Raw genomic sequence first — 16,520 nt, 5'->3', positions numbered from 1 at the left:
AGCGTCGATGCATCGCGGCAGCAGACAGGGAGCGCTGGCGGCCACGTCCTCATCACAACAGCGGGCGGGCCGACTTGCAGGCTTTTGGGGATTGCCTCGGGGAAACGCCGGATCCAGCAGCCTTGCCGCCGGGTCCGAGGGCGCCGTCCAGTGCTCTGCGCGTGATGTGGCGGGCCGGATCCGACCCGCCGTTCCTGGTCTCCATCCGGCTGCGCAGGCTTGCCTGCTGCGCAGCCGGATGGAGCGATGGAACGCATGAATGACCCGGTGCGCGCCGTATCGATTGCCGTTGCAACCCCGGTGCAAGCGAGACTTCCGCCGTGCCCCGATCCGTGCCAGCCCTCGCCGGATCTTCCGCTGCGTTTCATCCGGCCCCATCCCGGCCCATCCCGGCCCCATCCCGCCCTCATCCAGCGCGTTCCCCGGCCTGCTGCGCCAGCACCTGGCGCCGCTCGGCGAGGAAGCGCCCCGGCGGCTTGCCCACGGCCTTCTTGAACATGGTGACGAAGGCGCTCGGGCTGTCGTAGCCCAGGTCGAAGGCCACGGCCTGCACCGACAGGCCGCCGGTCAGCAGGCGGGTGCCGGTGATCACGTGCAACTGGCGCCGCCAGTGGCCCACACTCATGCCGGTTTCCTGGCGGAACAGCCGGCTCAGGCTGCGCTCGCTCATGCCGATGCGCGTCGCCCAGCATTCCAGCGTGGCAGGGTCGGCGGGCTCGGCGAGCAGGGCTTCGGTCAGCCGGCGCAGGCGGGCATCCGCCGGCCGCGGCAGGTGCAGTTCTTCCAGCGGGGCCTTCACCAACTCGTCGAGCAGCACGGCAATGGCACGCCCGTCCGGTCCTTGCTCGTCGTACAGCTCGGGCATTTCCGCCGCGCGCGCGATCAGGGCCTGCAGCAGCGGCGAAACGGAGACGCTGCAGCACACGGTGGGCAGGCCCGGCACCGCATCGGGCTCGACGAACAGGCCGTAGCCGAGCACCTTGCCGGCGCCGCTGGCTTTGTGCGGTAACTCGCCCGGGATCCACACCGCACACTGCGGCGGCGCGATCCATACGCCGCGCTCGGTCTCCAAGGTGATCACGCCGGACAGCGTGAGCAGAAGCTGGGCCTTGCGATGGGCGTGCAGCGGCTGCTCGTTGCCATCCGTCACCACCTGGATGCTGAGCGCGGCGACGGGCCGCGCGACGCTGTGCGGCAGGTGGGAGCGGAGCAGGTCGGTACTGGCGGGCATGCGGTCCGTGTGGAAGTCGACAAGGGCAGAGCGTGGAGCGGGGACCGGCGACGGCTCGGCGCAGTCCATGGCGGGACTGTAGAGGCCGGCTGGGGTGGCGTCATTTTGCAACTCGGTCAATCCGTTTCGCAATCCAGCCAATGGCCGGATTGCGCAATTCTCTGGCGCGATGGCGTCATGGCGCCAGCCGGGCGCCGGCCTAGCATGCGGCTATCGCGCGGATGCCCTGCCGTCCGCGCCTGGTAGGCGCCCCGGCATGGCTCTCGCCGGCTGGTGTCCTGGTGTTCATCCCTTTGCGCAAGCGCCGTGCCGGGCCGCGTCCGTCGATGCGGTCCGCGCGGGCTTCCCCCTCGCTCTCATGATCCGACTGCCACGCCTGCATCCCCGGGCGCCGGCGCTCCTCCTGGCCTTGCTGCTGGGCGGATGCGCCGTCGGCCCTGACTTCTCTCCCCCCGCGGCGCCGCTGGCCGGCGCGACGCTGTCGCCGCGCCGTGCCGAGGGCTTGCCGGCCCGCCTGACCGCCGAGGCCGCGCCCGCGGCCTGGTGGCGCCTGTTCGGCGACGCCACGCTGGACGCGCTGCAGGCACGCGCGCAGGCGGCCAACCTCGACCTGCGCGCGGCCTCGGCGCGCGTGGCGCAAAGCCGCGCCCGGATGGGCATCGCCGGCGCCGCGCTGCTGCCGGCGCTGGGCGCGGGCGGCAACTACGGCCGCCAAGCGGTCAGCGCCAACGGCCTGTTCGCCGCGCTGGGCGCGCCCAGCCATGCGATCGACCTGTGGCAGGCCGGTTTCGACGCCGCCTGGGAGATCGACCTGTGGGGCCGCGCGCGCCGCCTGCTCGAACAGGCGCAGGCGGGCACGCAGGCCGCGCTGCTGGCCCGCGAGGCCGTGCGCGTCAGCCTGTCGGCCGAGGTGGCGCGCACCTATCTGCAATGGCGCGGCGTGCAGGCACAGCTCGACATCGCGGGCGCCAACCGGGCCATCGCCGTACATGCGCTGCGGCTGGCGCAGAGCCGCGAGGCCAACGGCGTGGCAACGCGCTTCGATACTGCCGCCGCGCAGGCGCAGCTGGCCACGGTGACGGCGCTCGAGCCCGAGCTGGAGCGGCAGCGCGATGCCCTGCTCAATGCGCTGGCCTTGCTGCTGGCGCTGCCGCCGCGCGAGCTGGACGGCGAGCTCACGCGTGCGATGCCGCTGCCCGCCATGCCGCCGGCGCTGCCGGTGGGCCTGCCTTCGGAACTGGCCCGGCGCCGCCCCGACATCCTGCAGGCCGAGGCCGAACTGCACGCGGCCACCGCGGCGGTGGGCGCCGCCCAGGCCGATTTCTATCCGCGCCTCACGCTCAAGGCCCGGCTCGGCGCCGAGGCCTTCCAGTTCACCGACCTGGGCAACTGGGCCTCGCGCAACTTCCTGGTCGGGCCCACGCTCTACCTGCCCATCTTCGAGGGCGGGCGCCTGAAGCAGACGCTGGCGCTCACCGAGGCCGGGCAGCAGGCCGCCGCCATCGCCTACCAGAAGACGGTGCTGCAGGCCTGGCACGAGATCGACAATGCGCTCGACGCCTGGGCCGCCGAGCAGCGCCGCCATGCCGAGCTGGCGCGCGCCGAGGCGCAGAACCGCGTCGCACTGCAGGCGGCCGAACGCGCCTGGCAGCAGGGGGCCGCCGACTACCTGCCGGTGCTGGTGGCGCAGCGCAACCTGCTCGGCGGCCAGCTCGCGCTGAGCGACAGCGCCACCACCGCCACCCTGACCGTGGTCGCGCTGTACAAGGCGCTGGGTGGCGGCTGGGAGGCGGAGACGACGGCGGGGACGACGGCGGACCCGGCGCCGGGCGAGGCCGCCGCCACGGCCAATACCAGCCTGCCGCCGCCCGATGAGCGCGGCCAGGGAGCCAACTCGTGAGCGCCGCCCGTTCCGGCGAGGTGGCGTCCGTGTCCGGCGGCCTTGCGGTGCCGGCCGTGGTGGCCGCGCCTGCTGCCGCGTCCGGTACTGCCGGCGGTACCACGCGCCCGCTGCTGGCGCTCGGCGGCATCTTCCTGGCCGCGATGATGGCCGGCCTGAACAACCGCGTGGGCACGCTCGCGCTGGCCGACGTGCGCGGCGCGCTCGGCTTCGGCCTGGACGACGCCTCCTGGCTCGGCACCGCCTATGCGGCCGGCGAACTGGTGGCCATGCCCTTTGCCTCGTGGTTCGCCATCACGCTGACGCTGCGCCGCTTCCATCTCGGGCTGCTGCTTGCCAGCGTGGCCGTGGCCTTGCTGCTGCCCTGGGTGCGCGACCTGCACCTGCTGCTGGCGCTGCGCGCGCTGCAGGGCCTGGCCTGCGGCGCGATGATCCCGCTGCTGATGTCGGCCGCGCTCAGGTTCCTGCCGGCGCCGGTCCGCCTGCATGGCCTGGCGCTGTACGCGATGACCGCCACCTTTGCCCCTAATGTGGCGATGTGGCTGGCGGCGCAGTGGACCGATGCGCTGCATGACTGGCGCCTGGTCTACTGGCAGATCGTGCCGCTGGCCGCCATCGCCGGCGCGCTGGTGGCGCGCGGCCTGCCGCGCGAGCCGATCCAGGCCGGCCGCTTCCCGCGCGGCAACTGGCTGGGCCTGGCCTGCGGCGCGACGGGGCTGGCCTTGCTGGCGGTGGGGCTGGACCAGGGCGTGCGCCTGGACTGGTTCCGCTCGCCGCTGGTCGCCTGCGCGCTGGCGGCGGGCGCCGGCTGCACGGCCCTCTACCTGCTGACCGAGTGGTACCACCCCGAGCCCTTCATGGAACTGCGCCTGCTGGCGCGGCGCAACCTTGGCCTGGGCTTCGCCGTCTTCGTCTGCCTGCTGGTGGTGATGCTGTCGGGCTCGGCCTTGCCGTCGGGCTTCCTGGCGCGGACCTGGGGCTACCGCGCGCTGCAGGGCATGCCGATCGGCCTGATCGTGGGCCTGCCGCAGATGGTGCTGGGCTCGCTGGTGGCGCTGCTGCTGTACCGCCGCTGGGTGGATGCGCGCTGGGTGTTCGCGTGCGGCCTGGCGCTGCTGGCGCTGTCCTGCCTGCTGGCCGCGCGCCTGACGCCCGACTGGATGTGGCGGCAATTCGCCTGGGTCCAGGCATTGCAGGCACTCGGCCAGCCGATGACCGTGGTGCCGCTGCTGTTCCTCGCCACCAGCGTGGTGCGTCCGCAAGAGGGCCCCTATGTATCGGGGATCATCAATGCCCTGCGCGTGTTCGGCACGCTGCTGGGCGGTGCCGGCCTCGGCCAGTTCCTGGCCGTGCGCGAGCGCTTCCACACCAGCCTGCTGCTGGACCACGTCGGCCGGCTGGGCGGTGCCCTCGGCGACGCGCCGCTGCCGGCGGGGCTGGGCGGCATGGTGGCCCGGCAGGCCTTCGTGCTCGCCACCGCCGACGCCTACCGCGTGCTGGGATGGTTCGCGCTGGCGCTGATCCCGGTGGTGCTGCGCCTGCAGTACATCCCTGCTCCTACCGTGGCCGCGCCGCGCTAGCGGGGCCGCTGTCACTGTATTCCGCTCGCTACGGCTTCACCGCAACGCAACAGCAACGAAGCCGTAACGAAACCGCAACGAACTTATCCGGAGATCGCCATGGCACTCCCCAGACAGATCCAGATCGCCACCGTCAGCCTGGTGGCCCTCATCGCCCTCGGCGCGCTGGCCTACCTGAACCAGCCGGAAGCCGAGGCCGCGGTCCAGTCCACCGACAATGCCTACGTGCGCGCCGATTTCACCGTGGTGGCGCCGCAGGTGTCGGGCCGCGTCGCCCAGGTGCTCGTACAGGACAACCAGGTGGTGCAGGCCGGCACGCTGCTGGCCACCCTCGACGACCGCGACTTCGTGGTCGCGCTCGACAGCGCACGCGCCCAGGTGCAGAGCAGCGAGGCCGCCATCGACAGCCTGCAGGCGCAGCAGGCGCGGCAGCAGAGCGTCATCCGCGAGGCACGGGCCAGTGTGGCGGCCGACGATGCCGCGCTCAGGCTGGCGCGCGCGGACACTGCGCGCTACCGCAACCTGGCCGCCGACGGCGCCGGCACGGTGCAGGCCTTGCAGCAGGCCGAAGCGCGGCTCGCCATCCAGCAGGCCGGCCGCGACCGGAACGCCGCCACGCACGAGGCCGCGCGGCAGCAGCTGGAGATCCTGCGGGCCGACCTGCAGAAGGCGCGCGCCGTGCTGGCGCAGGCCCGCGCCGCGCAGGCCGCCGCCGAACTGAACCTGTCCTACACGCGCGTGGTCGCGCCGCAGGCCGGCATGGTGGGCGAGCGCTCGGTGCGCGTCGGTGCCTTCGTCGGCGCGGGCAAGCCGCTGATGGTGGTGGTGCCGCTGGATGCCGTGTACGTGGAGGCCAACTACCGCGAGACGCAGCTCGCGCACGTGCGGCCCGGCCAGCCGGTGCGCATCAAGGTCGACGCGCTGCCGGGCGTGGTGCTGCGCGGCCGGGTCGACAGCGTGGCGCCGGCCAGCAGCCTCAGCTATGCACCGATCGCGCCGCAGAACGCGACCGGCAACTTCACCAAGATCGTTCAGCGCCTGCCCACGCGCATCCGGCTCGATCCGGCCCAGCCGGAAGCCGCGCGGCTGCGCGTGGGGATGTCGGTGGAGCCGGAGATCGAGACCGGTGCGGGCGGCGCCTGACGCGCGCCGGCGTGCCGCTCAATCCAGCCTGGCGCCCGAGTCCGCCACCAGTTGCTTGAGCACCGGCCAGTCGCGCGCGTAGAGCGCCTGCGATTCCTTCGGCGTGGTACCCAGCGGGCGCAGGCCGAGCGAAGTCAGGCGGGTCTGCATGTCGGGCTGCTGCAGCACCGCGCGGACTTCTTCGTCCAGCTTCGCCACCACCGCCGGCGGGGTGCCCATCGGCGCCAGCAGGCCGATCCAGCCCATGGTCTTGAAGGCGTTGTCCGGCAGGCCCGACTCGGCGAAGGTGGGCACCTCGGGCAGGCCGGCGTTGCGGCTGTCGCCGGTCACCGCCAGCGCCTTGAGCTTGCCGTTCTGGATGTAGGGCTTGGCGGTGAGGAGGCTGGCCACGCCGAACTGCACCTGGCCGCCCATCAGGTCCTGCAGCATCGGCGCCTCGCCCTTGTAGGGCACGTGCACCATGTCGGCCTGCATCTGCCGGCTGAAGTAGGCCCCCGCCAGGTGGGCGTAGGAGCCCACGCCCCAGGAGGCGTAGCCGACCTTGCCGCGGTGGCTGCGGCCGTACTCGCCCAGTTCCCTGGCATTGCGTACGGGCAGCGCGGGCGTGGTCACCAGCACGAGCTGCGCGTCGGCCAGCACGTTGATCAGCGTCAGGTCCTTGCGCGGGTCGTAGGGCAGCTTGGCGTAGAGGAACTGATTGGTCAGCACGGACTGCGTCAGCGTGACCAGCAGCGTGTAGCCGTCCGGCGCGGCCTTGGCCACGGCATCGGTGCCGATGATGCCGGAGGCGCCGCCCTTGTTGTCGACGATGATGGGCTGGCCCAGCCGCTTGCTGAGCTTTTCTCCCAGCGCGCGGGCGACGATGTCGGTGCCGCCGCCGGCGGGGTAGGGCACCACGATGCGGATCGGCTTGGCCGGATAGCCGCCGGCCTGGGCCTGGGCCGCGGTGCTGGCGGTGCCGAGGGTGATGCCGCCGAGGGCGAGCGCGAGCAGCGCGCGTCGTCTGAACATGCCTTGTCTCCTGCGTGTCTTTTTCTGTCGGGTCTGTCGCCATGCCACCGCCGTGGGGGCGAGTGGCGTCCACACGCTACCCGGCTTGAGAAAATACGTCCAATGCCATATTTTTAAGTTTTCGATGCAAATCATGCAAAGTTGAAGGTTGTGTCCCCGTGGCAGCCTCGGCGAGTTACGACACAGGAACGCTTCCAGGAACCCCTCCAGGAGACCAGACGGCACCATGGGCCTTCGCCGCTTGCATCACTTCGTCACGCTGATCGAGCAGGGCAGCTTTGCCCGCGCCGCCGACGCGCTGCACCTGTCCCAGCCCGCCTTGTCGCGCAGCATCCAGGCGCTGGAGGCCGACTACGGTTGCGCGCTGGTCGACCGCAGCTACGGCAAGGCCGGCACGACCGCCGCGGGGACCATGGTGCTGGCGCGGGCCCGCCGCATGCTGCGTGAGGGCCGCGAGCTGCGGCGCGAGCTGCAGTTGCTGCAGGACATCGAGATCGGCAGCCTGCGCCTGGGCTTCGGCCCCTTTGCCGCGGCCTTCCTGCTGGAGCCTGTGCTGGCCGCGCTGGTGACGCGCCACCCGCGCCTTGGCATCGACCTGGAGATCGCCGACACGCAGAGCATGGTGCAGGCGCTGGAGGCTGAGCGGCTCGACGTCTTCATCGGCGAGAGCCAGAGCCTGGCCGGCCAGCCGCACCTGCATATCGATCGCCTGCCCGCGCTGCAGACCGGCTTCTTCGTGCGCGCCGGCCACCCGCTGGCCGGGCGGCGCGCCGTAGCGCTGACGGAACTGGCAGGCTTCCCGGTGGCCGGGCCGCGCCTGCCGGCTCGCGTGCAGGCTTTCTTCGCCGCCCAGCTCCAGGCCGAGGCCGACGCGCGTGGCGGACCGGCCGCGGCGCCGGAGGCGTTGCTCACCGTCACCTGCGACGACATGCACGCGCTGCGCACGCTGATGCAGGCGACCGACACCGTCGTGCTGGTACCCCGGTCGATGATGGCGGGTGCCTGTGCCGCGGGCGAGGCGGCCGCGCTGCCGCTGCGCCCGGCCACCGAGCTGCGCGCGCCCTATGGCGCGGTGTGGCTGGCCGGGCGTACGCTGTCGCCGGCCGCGCGCGCCTTCGTCGCGCTGGTGCACGAGGTGCTGCCGGAGGCCTGACGTTCCGGCCGGCCCGGCGCCGGCGGCGCTGTGCGACAGTGCGCCGACGCCAGCGTTCGCCGGCACGCAGGCGCCCGCCCGCGGCGGCCTCAGCGCAGCAGCGGCGCCTCCGTGAGCGCCTGCAGCGCGGACCAGGTCACGCCGGGCGCCATCGCCTCGACGCGCAGCCCGTCCGCTGTCACCGCCAGCACCGCCAGGTCGGTATAGATGCGGCGCACCACGCCGGCCGCGGTCAGCGGCAGGCTGCAGCGCGCGCGCAGCCGCGGCCGGCCGTCGCGCGTGGTGTGCTCCATCAGCACCCAGACCGCGCGCGCGCCGAAGGCCAGTTCCATCGCACCGCCGACGGCCGGCGGCGTGCCGGGGTCGGCGCGGGTCCAGTTGGCGAGGTCGCCGTTGGCCGCCACTTCGTAGGCGCCGAGGATGGCCAGGTCGAGGTGTCCGCCGCGCATCATGGCGAAACTGAGCGCCGAGTCGAACAGGGATGCGCCCGGCAGCAGGCTGACCGGCTGCTTGCTGGCATTGACCAGTTCGGCGTCCTCCTGGCCGGCGGGCGGGCGCGGCCCGAGGTGCAGGATGCCGTTCTCGCTGTGCAGGAAGACTTCGCGGTCCTGCGGCATCCAGTCGGCGACCTGGGTGGGCAGGCCGATGCCCAGGTTGACGTAGGCCCCGTGCGGGACGTCCTGCGCGGCGCGGCGCGCGATCTCCTCGCGCGTCCAGGGCCGGGCGCCGGGGGCAAGGTTCGGCTGGCCGCTCATGCCGCGCCTCCCGGGGCCAGCACGACGCGGTCGACGAAGATGCCCGGGGTCACGACCTGTTCCGGGTCGAGCGCGCCGGCTTCCACCATGCTGTCCACTTCCGCCACCACCACCTCGGCGGCGGTCGCCATGACCGGGTTGAAATTGCGGCCCGCCAGGCGATAGCTCAGGTTGCCGAGCCGGTCGGCGCAATGCGCACGGACCAGCGCGAAGTCGGCGCGCAGCGGCAGCTCCAGCACATAGGCCACGCCGCCGACCTCCTGCACCGTCTTGCCCTCGGCCAGCGGCGTACCGACCGTGATCGGGCTGAGGAATCCGCCCAGGCCGGCGCCGGCGCAGCGGATGCGTTCGACCAGGGTGCCCTGCGGCACCAGTTCCAGCTCGACCTCGCCGCGCCGGTAGGCATCGCGGAAGGCGGTGGCGCCGGCGGTGAGCGGGTAGGAGCAGACCAGCTTGCGCACGCGTCCGGCCGCGATCAGGCTGGCCACGCCTTCGTTGTCGAAGCCTGCATTGTTGGAGACCACCGTCAGCCCGCGCGCGCCCTGGTCCAGCACGGCGTTGATCAGCGCCGCCGGCAGGCCGGCGCTGCCGAAGCCGCCCACCATCAGCGTGGCGCCGTCGCGCAGGCCGGCCACGGCCTCGCTGCAGCGCGCCACGCGCTTGTCCACTCGTTTCATCAGCCTTCCTCACGGGGGGCGCCGCGGCACTGGCCGCGCACGCCGAAGCCGCATCTTGTGCCGGCCGCAGGCATAGGCACAACGGCAGCCACCTTAAATATTGATAAGCTGAGCTTATGAAGACGGCCTGGCAGGCAAGGAGAGCTCCATGGACCTGGAAGTGAGGCACTACCGCTATTTCGTCGCGCTGGCCGAGGCCTTGCACTTCGGCCGCGCGGCCGAGCGCCTGGGCATCTCGCAGCCGGCCTTGAGCCAGCAGTTGCGCTGGATCGAGCAGCGGGTGGGCGCGCCGCTGCTGGCGCGCGGCGGGCGCCGCCTGGCGCTGACCGAGGTGGGGGCGGTGCTGCTGCGCGAGGCGCAGGATGTGCTGCGCCGCCTGCAACTGGCCGAACTGGCGACCGCGCGCGCCAGCCGTGGCGAGACCGGCAGCATAGCGATCGGCTACGTTGCCTCGGCGGCGCTGTCGGGCCTGCTGCCGCGCCTGATCCATCGTTTCCGCCAGGATCATCCCGACGTGCAGTTCAGCCTGCGCGAGATGGAGATGCCGCTGCAGCTCACCCGGCTGGCCGACGGCGAACTCGACCTAGGCTTCGTGCGGCCGCCGCTGCCGGGGTTGCCGGAAGGCGTGGCGCTGCTGGAGGTGGCCGACGAGCCGGTGGTGCTGGCCGTGCATGCCGGCCATGCGCTGGCGCGCCAGGCCGTGGTCGATCCCGCCCGCCTGCGCGGCGAGACCTTCCTCTGTACCCACACGCAGGAGGGCACGGGCTTCTATGCCATCACCCAGGCGGTCTGCGCCAGCGCCGGTTTCGCGCCGCGCGTCGAAACGCTGTCGCCGCAGATGTCCACCATCGTCAGCATGGTGGCGGCGGGCTTCGGCGTGGCCCTGGTGCCGGAGTCGATGCGCGCCTTCGCGCCGCCGGACGTGGTGTACCGGCCGCTGGCGCAGCAGGCCGTGCGCTCGCCGCTGGCGGTGGCGCACCGGCGCAATGTGCAGGCGCCGGCGGTGCTGCGCCTGCTGGAACGCTGCCGCGCCGGGCGGCCGGCGCGGCGCGAGGCGGGCGGCGCTCAGCCGCCGCTGTAGATCTCGCTCGGCGCGATCTGGATGTAGACGTCCTTGGCCTGCGGCACGCCGGGCATCAGCAGGGCCAGCTTCATCGAACTGCCGCCGATGGCCTGCAGGAAGGTCCAGCCGACGGTCTGGCCGCCGGCGCGGATGGCGACCGATTCGCCCGAGCCGACCAGCACGCGACTCGTGCCGGGGGTGACGTCGATGGTGCGGGTGACGGTGTCGAGACGGGCGGGGCTGCCGAACAGGCGGCTATCCGCGCTGGGGGGCGCACTGGGGGCGGGGATGGCGGCGGCGGGAGTACTCCAGGCAGAGGCGGCGCCCAGCAGCAGCAGGGCGGCGAGGAGGGAGGTCTGGGTCTTCATGGTGCAAGTCGTGGCCCCGGCGGGATGGCAGTCCCGGGCGGGACAGGGGGGCGCCGGAGTCTTGCCGGGCCGCGCACCGTTCCCCGTTGCGGAGGAACGGTGCGTGCGCAGCGCGGAGGGGCGTCGTCTCCGCAGGGCCTGGGGGCGTCGTGTGGCTGGTCGTGTACAAGAACGCGGTTCAGGGTTAACCCTGGCGTCAGTGTAGTGCCGTGGATGAAATTCCAAAAATGACTTGATTTCACAGATGCAAGTCGTTTTTTTCTTGAGGGGCGTGCCGCCGCCGGGCGGCGCATACTGTGGCGGACGCGGCGCCGTCGCGGCTTCCGCTGCCGATGCCCCCGCGTCCCCTTCCGTCCCTTCCGTCCCCTTCCCGCAGGAGGCCTGTCATGACGGCCAAGCCGGTCAAGATTCCCGGACCCGACCATCCCATCACCGTGACGCCCAATCCGGCCCGGGTCATCGTCACGGTCGCCGGCCGCGTGGTGGCCGACAGCCGGCGCGCGCTGACGCTGCGCGAGGCGTCGTACGCGGCGGTGCAGTACCTGCCGCGCGAGGATGCCGACATGGCGCTGCTGGCGCGCACCGGCCACGCCACCTACTGCCCATACAAGGGCGATTGCAGCTACTTCAGCATCCCCGTGGGCGGCACGCGCGCCATCAACGCAGTGTGGTCGTACGAAGCCCCGTATGCGGCGGTGGCGCAGATCGCCGGCTACCTCGCCTTCTATCCCGACCGGGTCGACCGCATCGAGGAAGTGGCGCCCTGAGCCTGCCCTGAGCACGCCCCCGGGCGTGCTCAGGGCAGGGCATGTGCCGTGTCCCGCGCCATGCCGCTAGAATCCGCGGGATCGGATATCCAAGGGAAGGGCATGGAGCTCAGGCAACTGCGCTACTTCGTACAGGTGGTCGAACTCGGCAGCATGGGCCAGGCCGCGCAGAAGCTGGGCGTGGTGACCTCGGCGCTGAGCCAGCAGATCAGCCGGCTGGAGAGCGAGCTGTCGACCCGGCTGCTGCAGCGCACCTCCACCGGCGTGGTGCCGACCGACGCCGGGCTGGCCTTCTGGCGCCAGGCGCAGCTGGCCCTGCGCCATGCCGACGACGCCGTGCGCGCGGCCCAGCTCGCGCGCCTGTCCGGCCACGTCAGCGTGGGCATGGCGCCCAGCACCATCACCGTGCTCGGCCTGCCCTTCCTGCAGGCCATGCGCGAGCGCTATCCCGACATCCGCCTGCACCTGGTCGAGAGCCTGTCCGGCAACCTCGGCGCGATGATCGGCGCGCGCCAGCTCGACCTCGCGGTGCTGTTCCAGACCGCCGCCGGGCAGCGCTGGAGCGTGACTCCGCTGCTGACCGAACGCCTCTTCGTCATCGCCCGCCCCGGCTTGCCAGGCCTGCCGTCCACCGCCACCACGCGGCTGTCGGCGTTGCGCGATCTGCCGCTGATCCTGCCGAGCAGCCCGCACGGGCTGCGCTCGGTGCTCAACGCCGCCTTCCTGCGCAGCCGCTGCCAGCCCAATGTGGTGGCCGAGATCGATGGGCTCGCCATGCTGATGGACGCGGTGCGCGCCGGCCTCGGCGCCACCGTGCAGCCGGGCGCGGCGGTCGGCCGGGTGGCGGGCGAGCCGCTTGCCATGATCGGCATCGCCGACCGCGCCGTACACCGTCCCAACCTGCTGGTCAGCCTGTCCGACGACGAGCTGTCGCCGGCCGGGCTGGCGGCGCGCAACACGCTGGCCAGCGTCACGCGCGAGCTGGTCAAGGCCGGGCGCTGGCCCGGGGCCACCCTTCACAAAGCCTGAAGACCCCTTGAGCCGGCGCGTCTGGCGCCGCCTCGCCCCGCTCGCTACAGTCCGCGCTTCGACACCAAGCAGTGCGGGAGGCGGAGCGGAATATGTGGGACGTCCTGGTCATCGGCGGCGGCAACGCTGCCCTGTGCGCAGCCTTGATGGCGCGCGAAGCCGGTGCTTCCGTGCTGATGCTGGAAGCGGCGCCGCGCGCGTGGCGCGGCGGCAATTCGCAGCACACGCGCAACCTGCGCTGCATGCACGACGCGCCGCAGGATGTGCTGGTCGACGCCTATCCCGAGGAGGAGTACTGGCAGGACCTGCTCAAGGTCACCGGCGGCCTCACCGACGAGACGCTGGCGCGGCTGGTGATCCGCGCGTCCTCCAGCTGCCGGCCCTGGATGCGCAAGCACGGCGTGCGCTTCCAGCCGCCGTTGTCCGGCGCACTGCACGTGGCGCGCACCAATGCCTTCTTCATGGGCGGCGGCAAGGCCCTGGTCAATGCCTACTACCGCAGCGCCGAGGCACTGGGCGTGCAGATCCGCTACCAGGCGCCGGTCGATGCCATCGAGCTGGACGGCGGCCGCTTCGTCGCCGCGCGCATCGGCCGCGAGCGCATCGCCGCGCGCGCCTGCGTGCTGGCCGCCGGCGGCTTCGAGTCCAACCGCGGCTGGCTGCGCGAGGCCTGGGGCCGCAACGAGCGCGGTGAGTGGCCGGCCGACAATTTCCTGATCCGCGGCACCCGTTACAACATGGGCGTGCTGCTGCGCTACATGATCGATGCCGGCGCGGACGCCATCGGCGATCCCTCGCAGTCGCACTGCGTGGCCATCGACGCGCGCGCGCCGCTCTACGACGGCGGCATCTGCACGCGCATCGATTGCGTTTCGCTGGGCGTGGTGCTCAACCGCGATGCCCGGCGCTTCTACGACGAGGGCGAGGACTTCTGGCCCAAGCGCTATGCCATCTGGGGCCGGCTGGTGGCGCAGCAGCCGGGCCAGATCGGCTATTCCATCATCGACGCCAAGGCGGTGGGCCGCTTCATGCCGCCGGTCTTTCCCGGCACCCAGGCCGATACGCTGCCGGAGCTGGCGCGCAAGCTGGGCCTGCCCGAGGCGGCTTTCCTGCAGAGCATCGAGGCCTATAACGCGGCCTGCCGCGTCGGCACCTTCGACCACACCCGGCTCGACGACTGCCACACCGAGGGCATCGTGCCGCCCAAGACGCACTGGGCGCGCCCGCTCGATACCGCGCCGTTCTACGGCTACCCGCTGCGCCCCGGCATCACCTTCACCTACCTCGGCCTCAAGGTGAACGAGCAGGCGGCGGTGCACTTCGGCGGCGTGCCGAGCGACAACCTGTTCGTGGCCGGCGAGATGATGGCCGGCAACGTGCTCGGCAAGGGATACACGGCCGGCGTCGGCATGTCGATCGGCACCGCCTTCGGCCGCATCGCGGGCACACAGGCGGCACAGGCCGCCGCGCAGCAACGAGGAAAGCAAGATGAAGCAGCCTGAGACCCTGTCCGCGCCGGCCACGCTGTCGGCCCTCACGCGCGAGGCGCAGGCCCTGGCGCAGGCGCCGGCCGAGGCATCCGCGCCGCGGCGCGTGATCCGCGTGCTGCCGCTGACGGAGAATGAAGAAGAGGTCGCGCGCCAGATGCAGATCTGCAATGCCTGCCGCTATTGCGAGGGCTTCTGCGCGGTGTTCCCGGCCATGACGCGCCGCCTGGAGTTCGGCAAGGCCGATATCCACTACCTGGCCAACCTGTGCCACAACTGCGGCGCCTGCTACCACGCCTGCCAGTACGCGCCGCCCCACGATTTCGGCGTCAACGTGCCGCAGGCGATGGCGCGCGTGCGCGGCCAGACCTATGCCGACTATGCCTGGCCGCCGGCGCTGGGCGCCCTGTACAAGCGCAACGGGCTCACCGTGGCGCTGGCGCTGGCCGCCGGCCTGGCGCTGTTCCTGCTGCTGGCGCTGGCGCGCCACGGCACGCTGCGGCACGCGCCGCTGGCGGGCGACTTCTACGCGATCTTCCCGCACAACCTGATGGCGGCGATGTTCGGCGCGGTCTTCGCCTTCGCGCTGCTGGCGCTGGCGCTCGGCGTGACGCGCTTCTGGCGCAGCGTTTCGCCCGGCCGCGCCGGCGCGCCGGCGCTGGCCGAGGCCGCGCACGACGCGCTCACGCTGACCTACCTGGATGGCGGGCACGGCGAGGGCTGCAACGAGGAGGATGACCGCTTCACGCTGGCGCGGCGCCGCTTCCACCACTGCACCTTCTACGGCTTCCTGCTGTGCTTCGCCGCCACCGCGGTGGCGACGCTCTACCACTACGCCTTCGGCTGGCACGCCCCCTACGCCTATCTCAGCGCGCCGGTGCTGCTCGGCACCATCGGCGGCGTCGCGCTCTCGATCGGCAGCGCCGGCCTGCTGTGGCTGAACCTGCGCCGCGACCCGGCGCGCGGCGACGCGGCCCAGCGACCGATGGACCGCGGCTTCATCGCCCTGCTGCTGCTGACGGCGCTCAGCGGCCTGGCCTTGCTGGCCGGGCGCGACAGCGGCGCCATGGCCGCGCTGCTGGCGGTGCACCTGGGCGTGGTGATGGCGCTGTTCGCCACGCTGCCCTACGGCAAGTTCGCGCACGGCATCTACCGCAGCGCGGCGCTGCTGAAGTCGGCCATCGAGAAGCGCCAGCCGGACACGCTGAAGCTGGGCTCGGACTGAGAGCCGCGCGGCACCGATCACGATAAAGACATCGCGACATTGCGACATTGCGACATTGCGACATTGCGACATTGCCAAGAGGAGACGAACCCATGACGACCCACGCACGCAGAACCGTGCTCGCCGGCCTGCTGGGCACGGCGCTGATGCTCGCCGGCGCCGCGCCGGTGCTGGCCCAGGCCTGGCCCGCGCGGCCTGTCACGCTGGTGGTGCCCTTCGCCGCGGGCGGCACCACCGACATCATCGGCCGCATCGTCGGGCAGAAACTGGGCGAGGCCCTGCGCCAGCCGGTGGTGATCGACAACCGGCCCGGCGCCGGCGGCACGCTGGGCGCGAGCGTGGTGGCGCGCGCCCAGCCCGACGGCTACACCTTCCTGCTCGCCACCGTGGCGCACACCATGGCGCCGGGAATCTACAAGAAGCTGCCCTACGAGTTCACGCGCGACCTCGACCCGGTCGGCCTGGTGGCGCTGACCCCCAATGTGCTGCTGGTCAATCCCGCGATCCCGGCCAAGACGGTGCCGGAGCTGATTGCCTACATCCGGCAGCATCCGGGCAAGGTCAACTACGGCTCGGCCGGCATCGGCAGCACCGAGCACCTGTCGGGCGAGCTGTTCCGCGCCATGACGGGCACCGATCTCTCGCACGTGCCTTACAAGGGCGGTGCGCCGATGATGACCGACCTGATCGCCGGCCAGATCCAGATGGCGATCGAGACCAGCCCGTCGGCGGCGCCGCACGTGCGCAGCGGCGCGGTGAAAGCGCTGGCCGTCACCACCGCCAGGCGCTCCTCCGCGTATCCGGGGGTGCCCACGCTCGACGAGAGCGGCGTCAAAGGCTTCGAGGTGACCACCTGGTACGCGCTGGTGGCGCCGCACGGCACGCCGGCGGAGATCGAGCAGCGCGTCGGCGCGGAGCTGGCCAAGGTGCTGAAGCAGCCCGAGGTGCAGAAGCGCTTCGAGGAGCAGGGCGTGACGGCGGGCAATATGAACGCGCAGCAGCTGGCCGCCTTCATCCGCACCGAGACGGCCAAATGGGGCAAGGTGGCGAAGGAATCGGGCGCGTCGGCCGAGTGAGCGGCGCTGCCATCGCGTTCCGCTCTGCAGGCGCCGTGCCGCCGCGGTCGCCAGC

The 16,520-nt window shown here is 72.2% G+C and carries 15 protein-coding genes; 10 read left to right on the top strand and 5 right to left on the bottom strand.

Annotation, left to right across the window (positions count from 1 at the left end; all coding sequences use genetic code 11):
- Positions 1-406: 406 nt before the first annotated feature.
- Entirely contained in the window at positions 407-1,231 is an 825-nt protein-coding gene (locus BKK81_RS18160; protein WP_071015778.1) for an AraC family transcriptional regulator, read from the bottom strand.
- Between the two features lie 358 nt (positions 1,232-1,589).
- Between BKK81_RS18160 and BKK81_RS18155 the strand changes: the two genes are divergently transcribed.
- The 3 genes from BKK81_RS18155 (at position 1,590) to BKK81_RS18145 (ending at position 5,854) form a co-directional block, all read left to right on the top strand.
- On the top strand, positions 1,590-3,131 hold the full coding sequence (locus tag BKK81_RS18155; RefSeq protein WP_071015776.1) for an efflux transporter outer membrane subunit: 1,542 nt from the start codon (positions 1,590-1,592) through the stop codon (positions 3,129-3,131).
- Positions 3,128-4,711: an MFS transporter gene (locus BKK81_RS18150; protein WP_231907946.1), complete on the top strand. Its 1,584-nt coding sequence runs from the start codon at positions 3,128-3,130 to the stop codon at positions 4,709-4,711. The genes BKK81_RS18155 and BKK81_RS18150 overlap by 4 nt, the downstream gene beginning before the upstream one ends.
- 99 nt (positions 4,712-4,810) lie before the next feature.
- On the top strand, positions 4,811-5,854 hold the full coding sequence (locus BKK81_RS18145) for an HlyD family secretion protein (RefSeq protein WP_071015774.1): 1,044 nt from the start codon (positions 4,811-4,813) through the stop codon (positions 5,852-5,854).
- An 18-nt stretch (positions 5,855-5,872) separates the two neighbouring features.
- Here BKK81_RS18145 and BKK81_RS18140 read toward each other — a convergent pair whose 3' ends face one another.
- Entirely contained in the window at positions 5,873-6,865 is a 993-nt protein-coding gene (locus BKK81_RS18140; RefSeq protein WP_071015772.1) for a Bug family tripartite tricarboxylate transporter substrate binding protein, read from the bottom strand.
- A gap of 226 nt (positions 6,866-7,091) precedes the next feature.
- On the opposite strand from BKK81_RS18140, the gene BKK81_RS18135 reads away from it, so the two are divergent.
- Positions 7,092-8,018 (top strand): LysR family transcriptional regulator, encoded by a 927-nt coding sequence (locus BKK81_RS18135; protein ID WP_071015770.1) that lies wholly within the window; start codon positions 7,092-7,094, stop codon positions 8,016-8,018.
- Positions 8,019-8,107: 89 nt separating this feature from the next.
- Here the strand turns inward: BKK81_RS18135 and BKK81_RS18130 are convergent, their stop codons facing one another.
- Together BKK81_RS18130 and BKK81_RS18125 are read right to left on the bottom strand one after the other, a co-directional pair.
- Positions 8,108-8,773 carry a 3-oxoacid CoA-transferase subunit B gene (locus BKK81_RS18130; RefSeq protein ID WP_071015769.1) on the bottom strand — a complete coding sequence of 222 codons (666 nt, stop codon included), beginning with the start codon at positions 8,771-8,773 and terminating at the stop codon, positions 8,108-8,110.
- Positions 8,770-9,450, bottom strand: coding sequence for a CoA transferase subunit A (locus tag BKK81_RS18125; protein ID WP_071015768.1), 681 nt, complete (start codon positions 9,448-9,450; stop codon positions 8,770-8,772). The genes BKK81_RS18130 and BKK81_RS18125 overlap by 4 nt, the downstream gene beginning before the upstream one ends.
- A 148-nt stretch (positions 9,451-9,598) precedes the next feature.
- Here BKK81_RS18125 and BKK81_RS18120 point away from each other — a divergent pair, with 148 nt between their 5' ends.
- Positions 9,599-10,531 (top strand): LysR family transcriptional regulator, encoded by a 933-nt coding sequence (locus tag BKK81_RS18120; RefSeq protein WP_071015766.1) that lies wholly within the window; start codon positions 9,599-9,601, stop codon positions 10,529-10,531.
- On the opposite strand, the gene BKK81_RS36775 is transcribed toward BKK81_RS18120, so the two are convergent.
- Positions 10,516-10,881: a CzcE family metal-binding protein gene (locus BKK81_RS36775; protein ID WP_071015765.1), complete on the bottom strand. Its 366-nt coding sequence runs from the start codon at positions 10,879-10,881 to the stop codon at positions 10,516-10,518. The two genes, BKK81_RS18120 and BKK81_RS36775, sit on opposite strands and share 16 nt — an antisense overlap.
- Before the next feature lie 386 nt (positions 10,882-11,267).
- On the opposite strand from BKK81_RS36775, the gene BKK81_RS18110 reads away from it, so the two are divergent.
- The 5 genes from BKK81_RS18110 (at position 11,268) to BKK81_RS18090 (ending at position 16,465) form a co-directional block, all read left to right on the top strand.
- On the top strand, positions 11,268-11,648 hold the full coding sequence (locus tag BKK81_RS18110) for a DUF427 domain-containing protein (protein WP_071015764.1): 381 nt from the start codon (positions 11,268-11,270) through the stop codon (positions 11,646-11,648).
- A gap of 102 nt (positions 11,649-11,750) precedes the next feature.
- Positions 11,751-12,677: a LysR family transcriptional regulator gene (locus tag BKK81_RS18105; protein ID WP_071015762.1), complete on the top strand. Its 927-nt coding sequence runs from the start codon at positions 11,751-11,753 to the stop codon at positions 12,675-12,677.
- Positions 12,678-12,769: 92 nt separating this feature from the next.
- Positions 12,770-14,179 carry an FAD-dependent tricarballylate dehydrogenase TcuA gene (gene tcuA, locus BKK81_RS18100; RefSeq protein ID WP_071015760.1) on the top strand — a complete coding sequence of 470 codons (1,410 nt, stop codon included), beginning with the start codon at positions 12,770-12,772 and terminating at the stop codon, positions 14,177-14,179.
- Positions 14,166-15,389, top strand: a complete 1,224-nt coding sequence (tcuB, locus tag BKK81_RS18095; RefSeq protein ID WP_071015758.1) for a tricarballylate utilization 4Fe-4S protein TcuB — start codon at positions 14,166-14,168, stop codon at positions 15,387-15,389. Before tcuA ends, tcuB begins: the two co-directional genes overlap by 14 nt.
- Positions 15,390-15,481: 92 nt before the next feature.
- Positions 15,482-16,465: a Bug family tripartite tricarboxylate transporter substrate binding protein gene (locus tag BKK81_RS18090; RefSeq protein WP_071015756.1), complete on the top strand. Its 984-nt coding sequence runs from the start codon at positions 15,482-15,484 to the stop codon at positions 16,463-16,465.
- The last annotated feature ends 55 nt before the right edge of the window (positions 16,466-16,520 follow it).

Origin of the sequence: Cupriavidus sp. USMAHM13 (assembly GCF_001854285.1) — a bacterium.
In the GTDB taxonomy this organism is placed as follows: Bacteria; Pseudomonadota; Gammaproteobacteria; order Burkholderiales; family Burkholderiaceae; genus Cupriavidus; species Cupriavidus malaysiensis.
The sequence above is the reverse complement of the archived record's forward strand: the minus strand, read 5'-3'. Positions and strand labels throughout refer to the sequence as shown.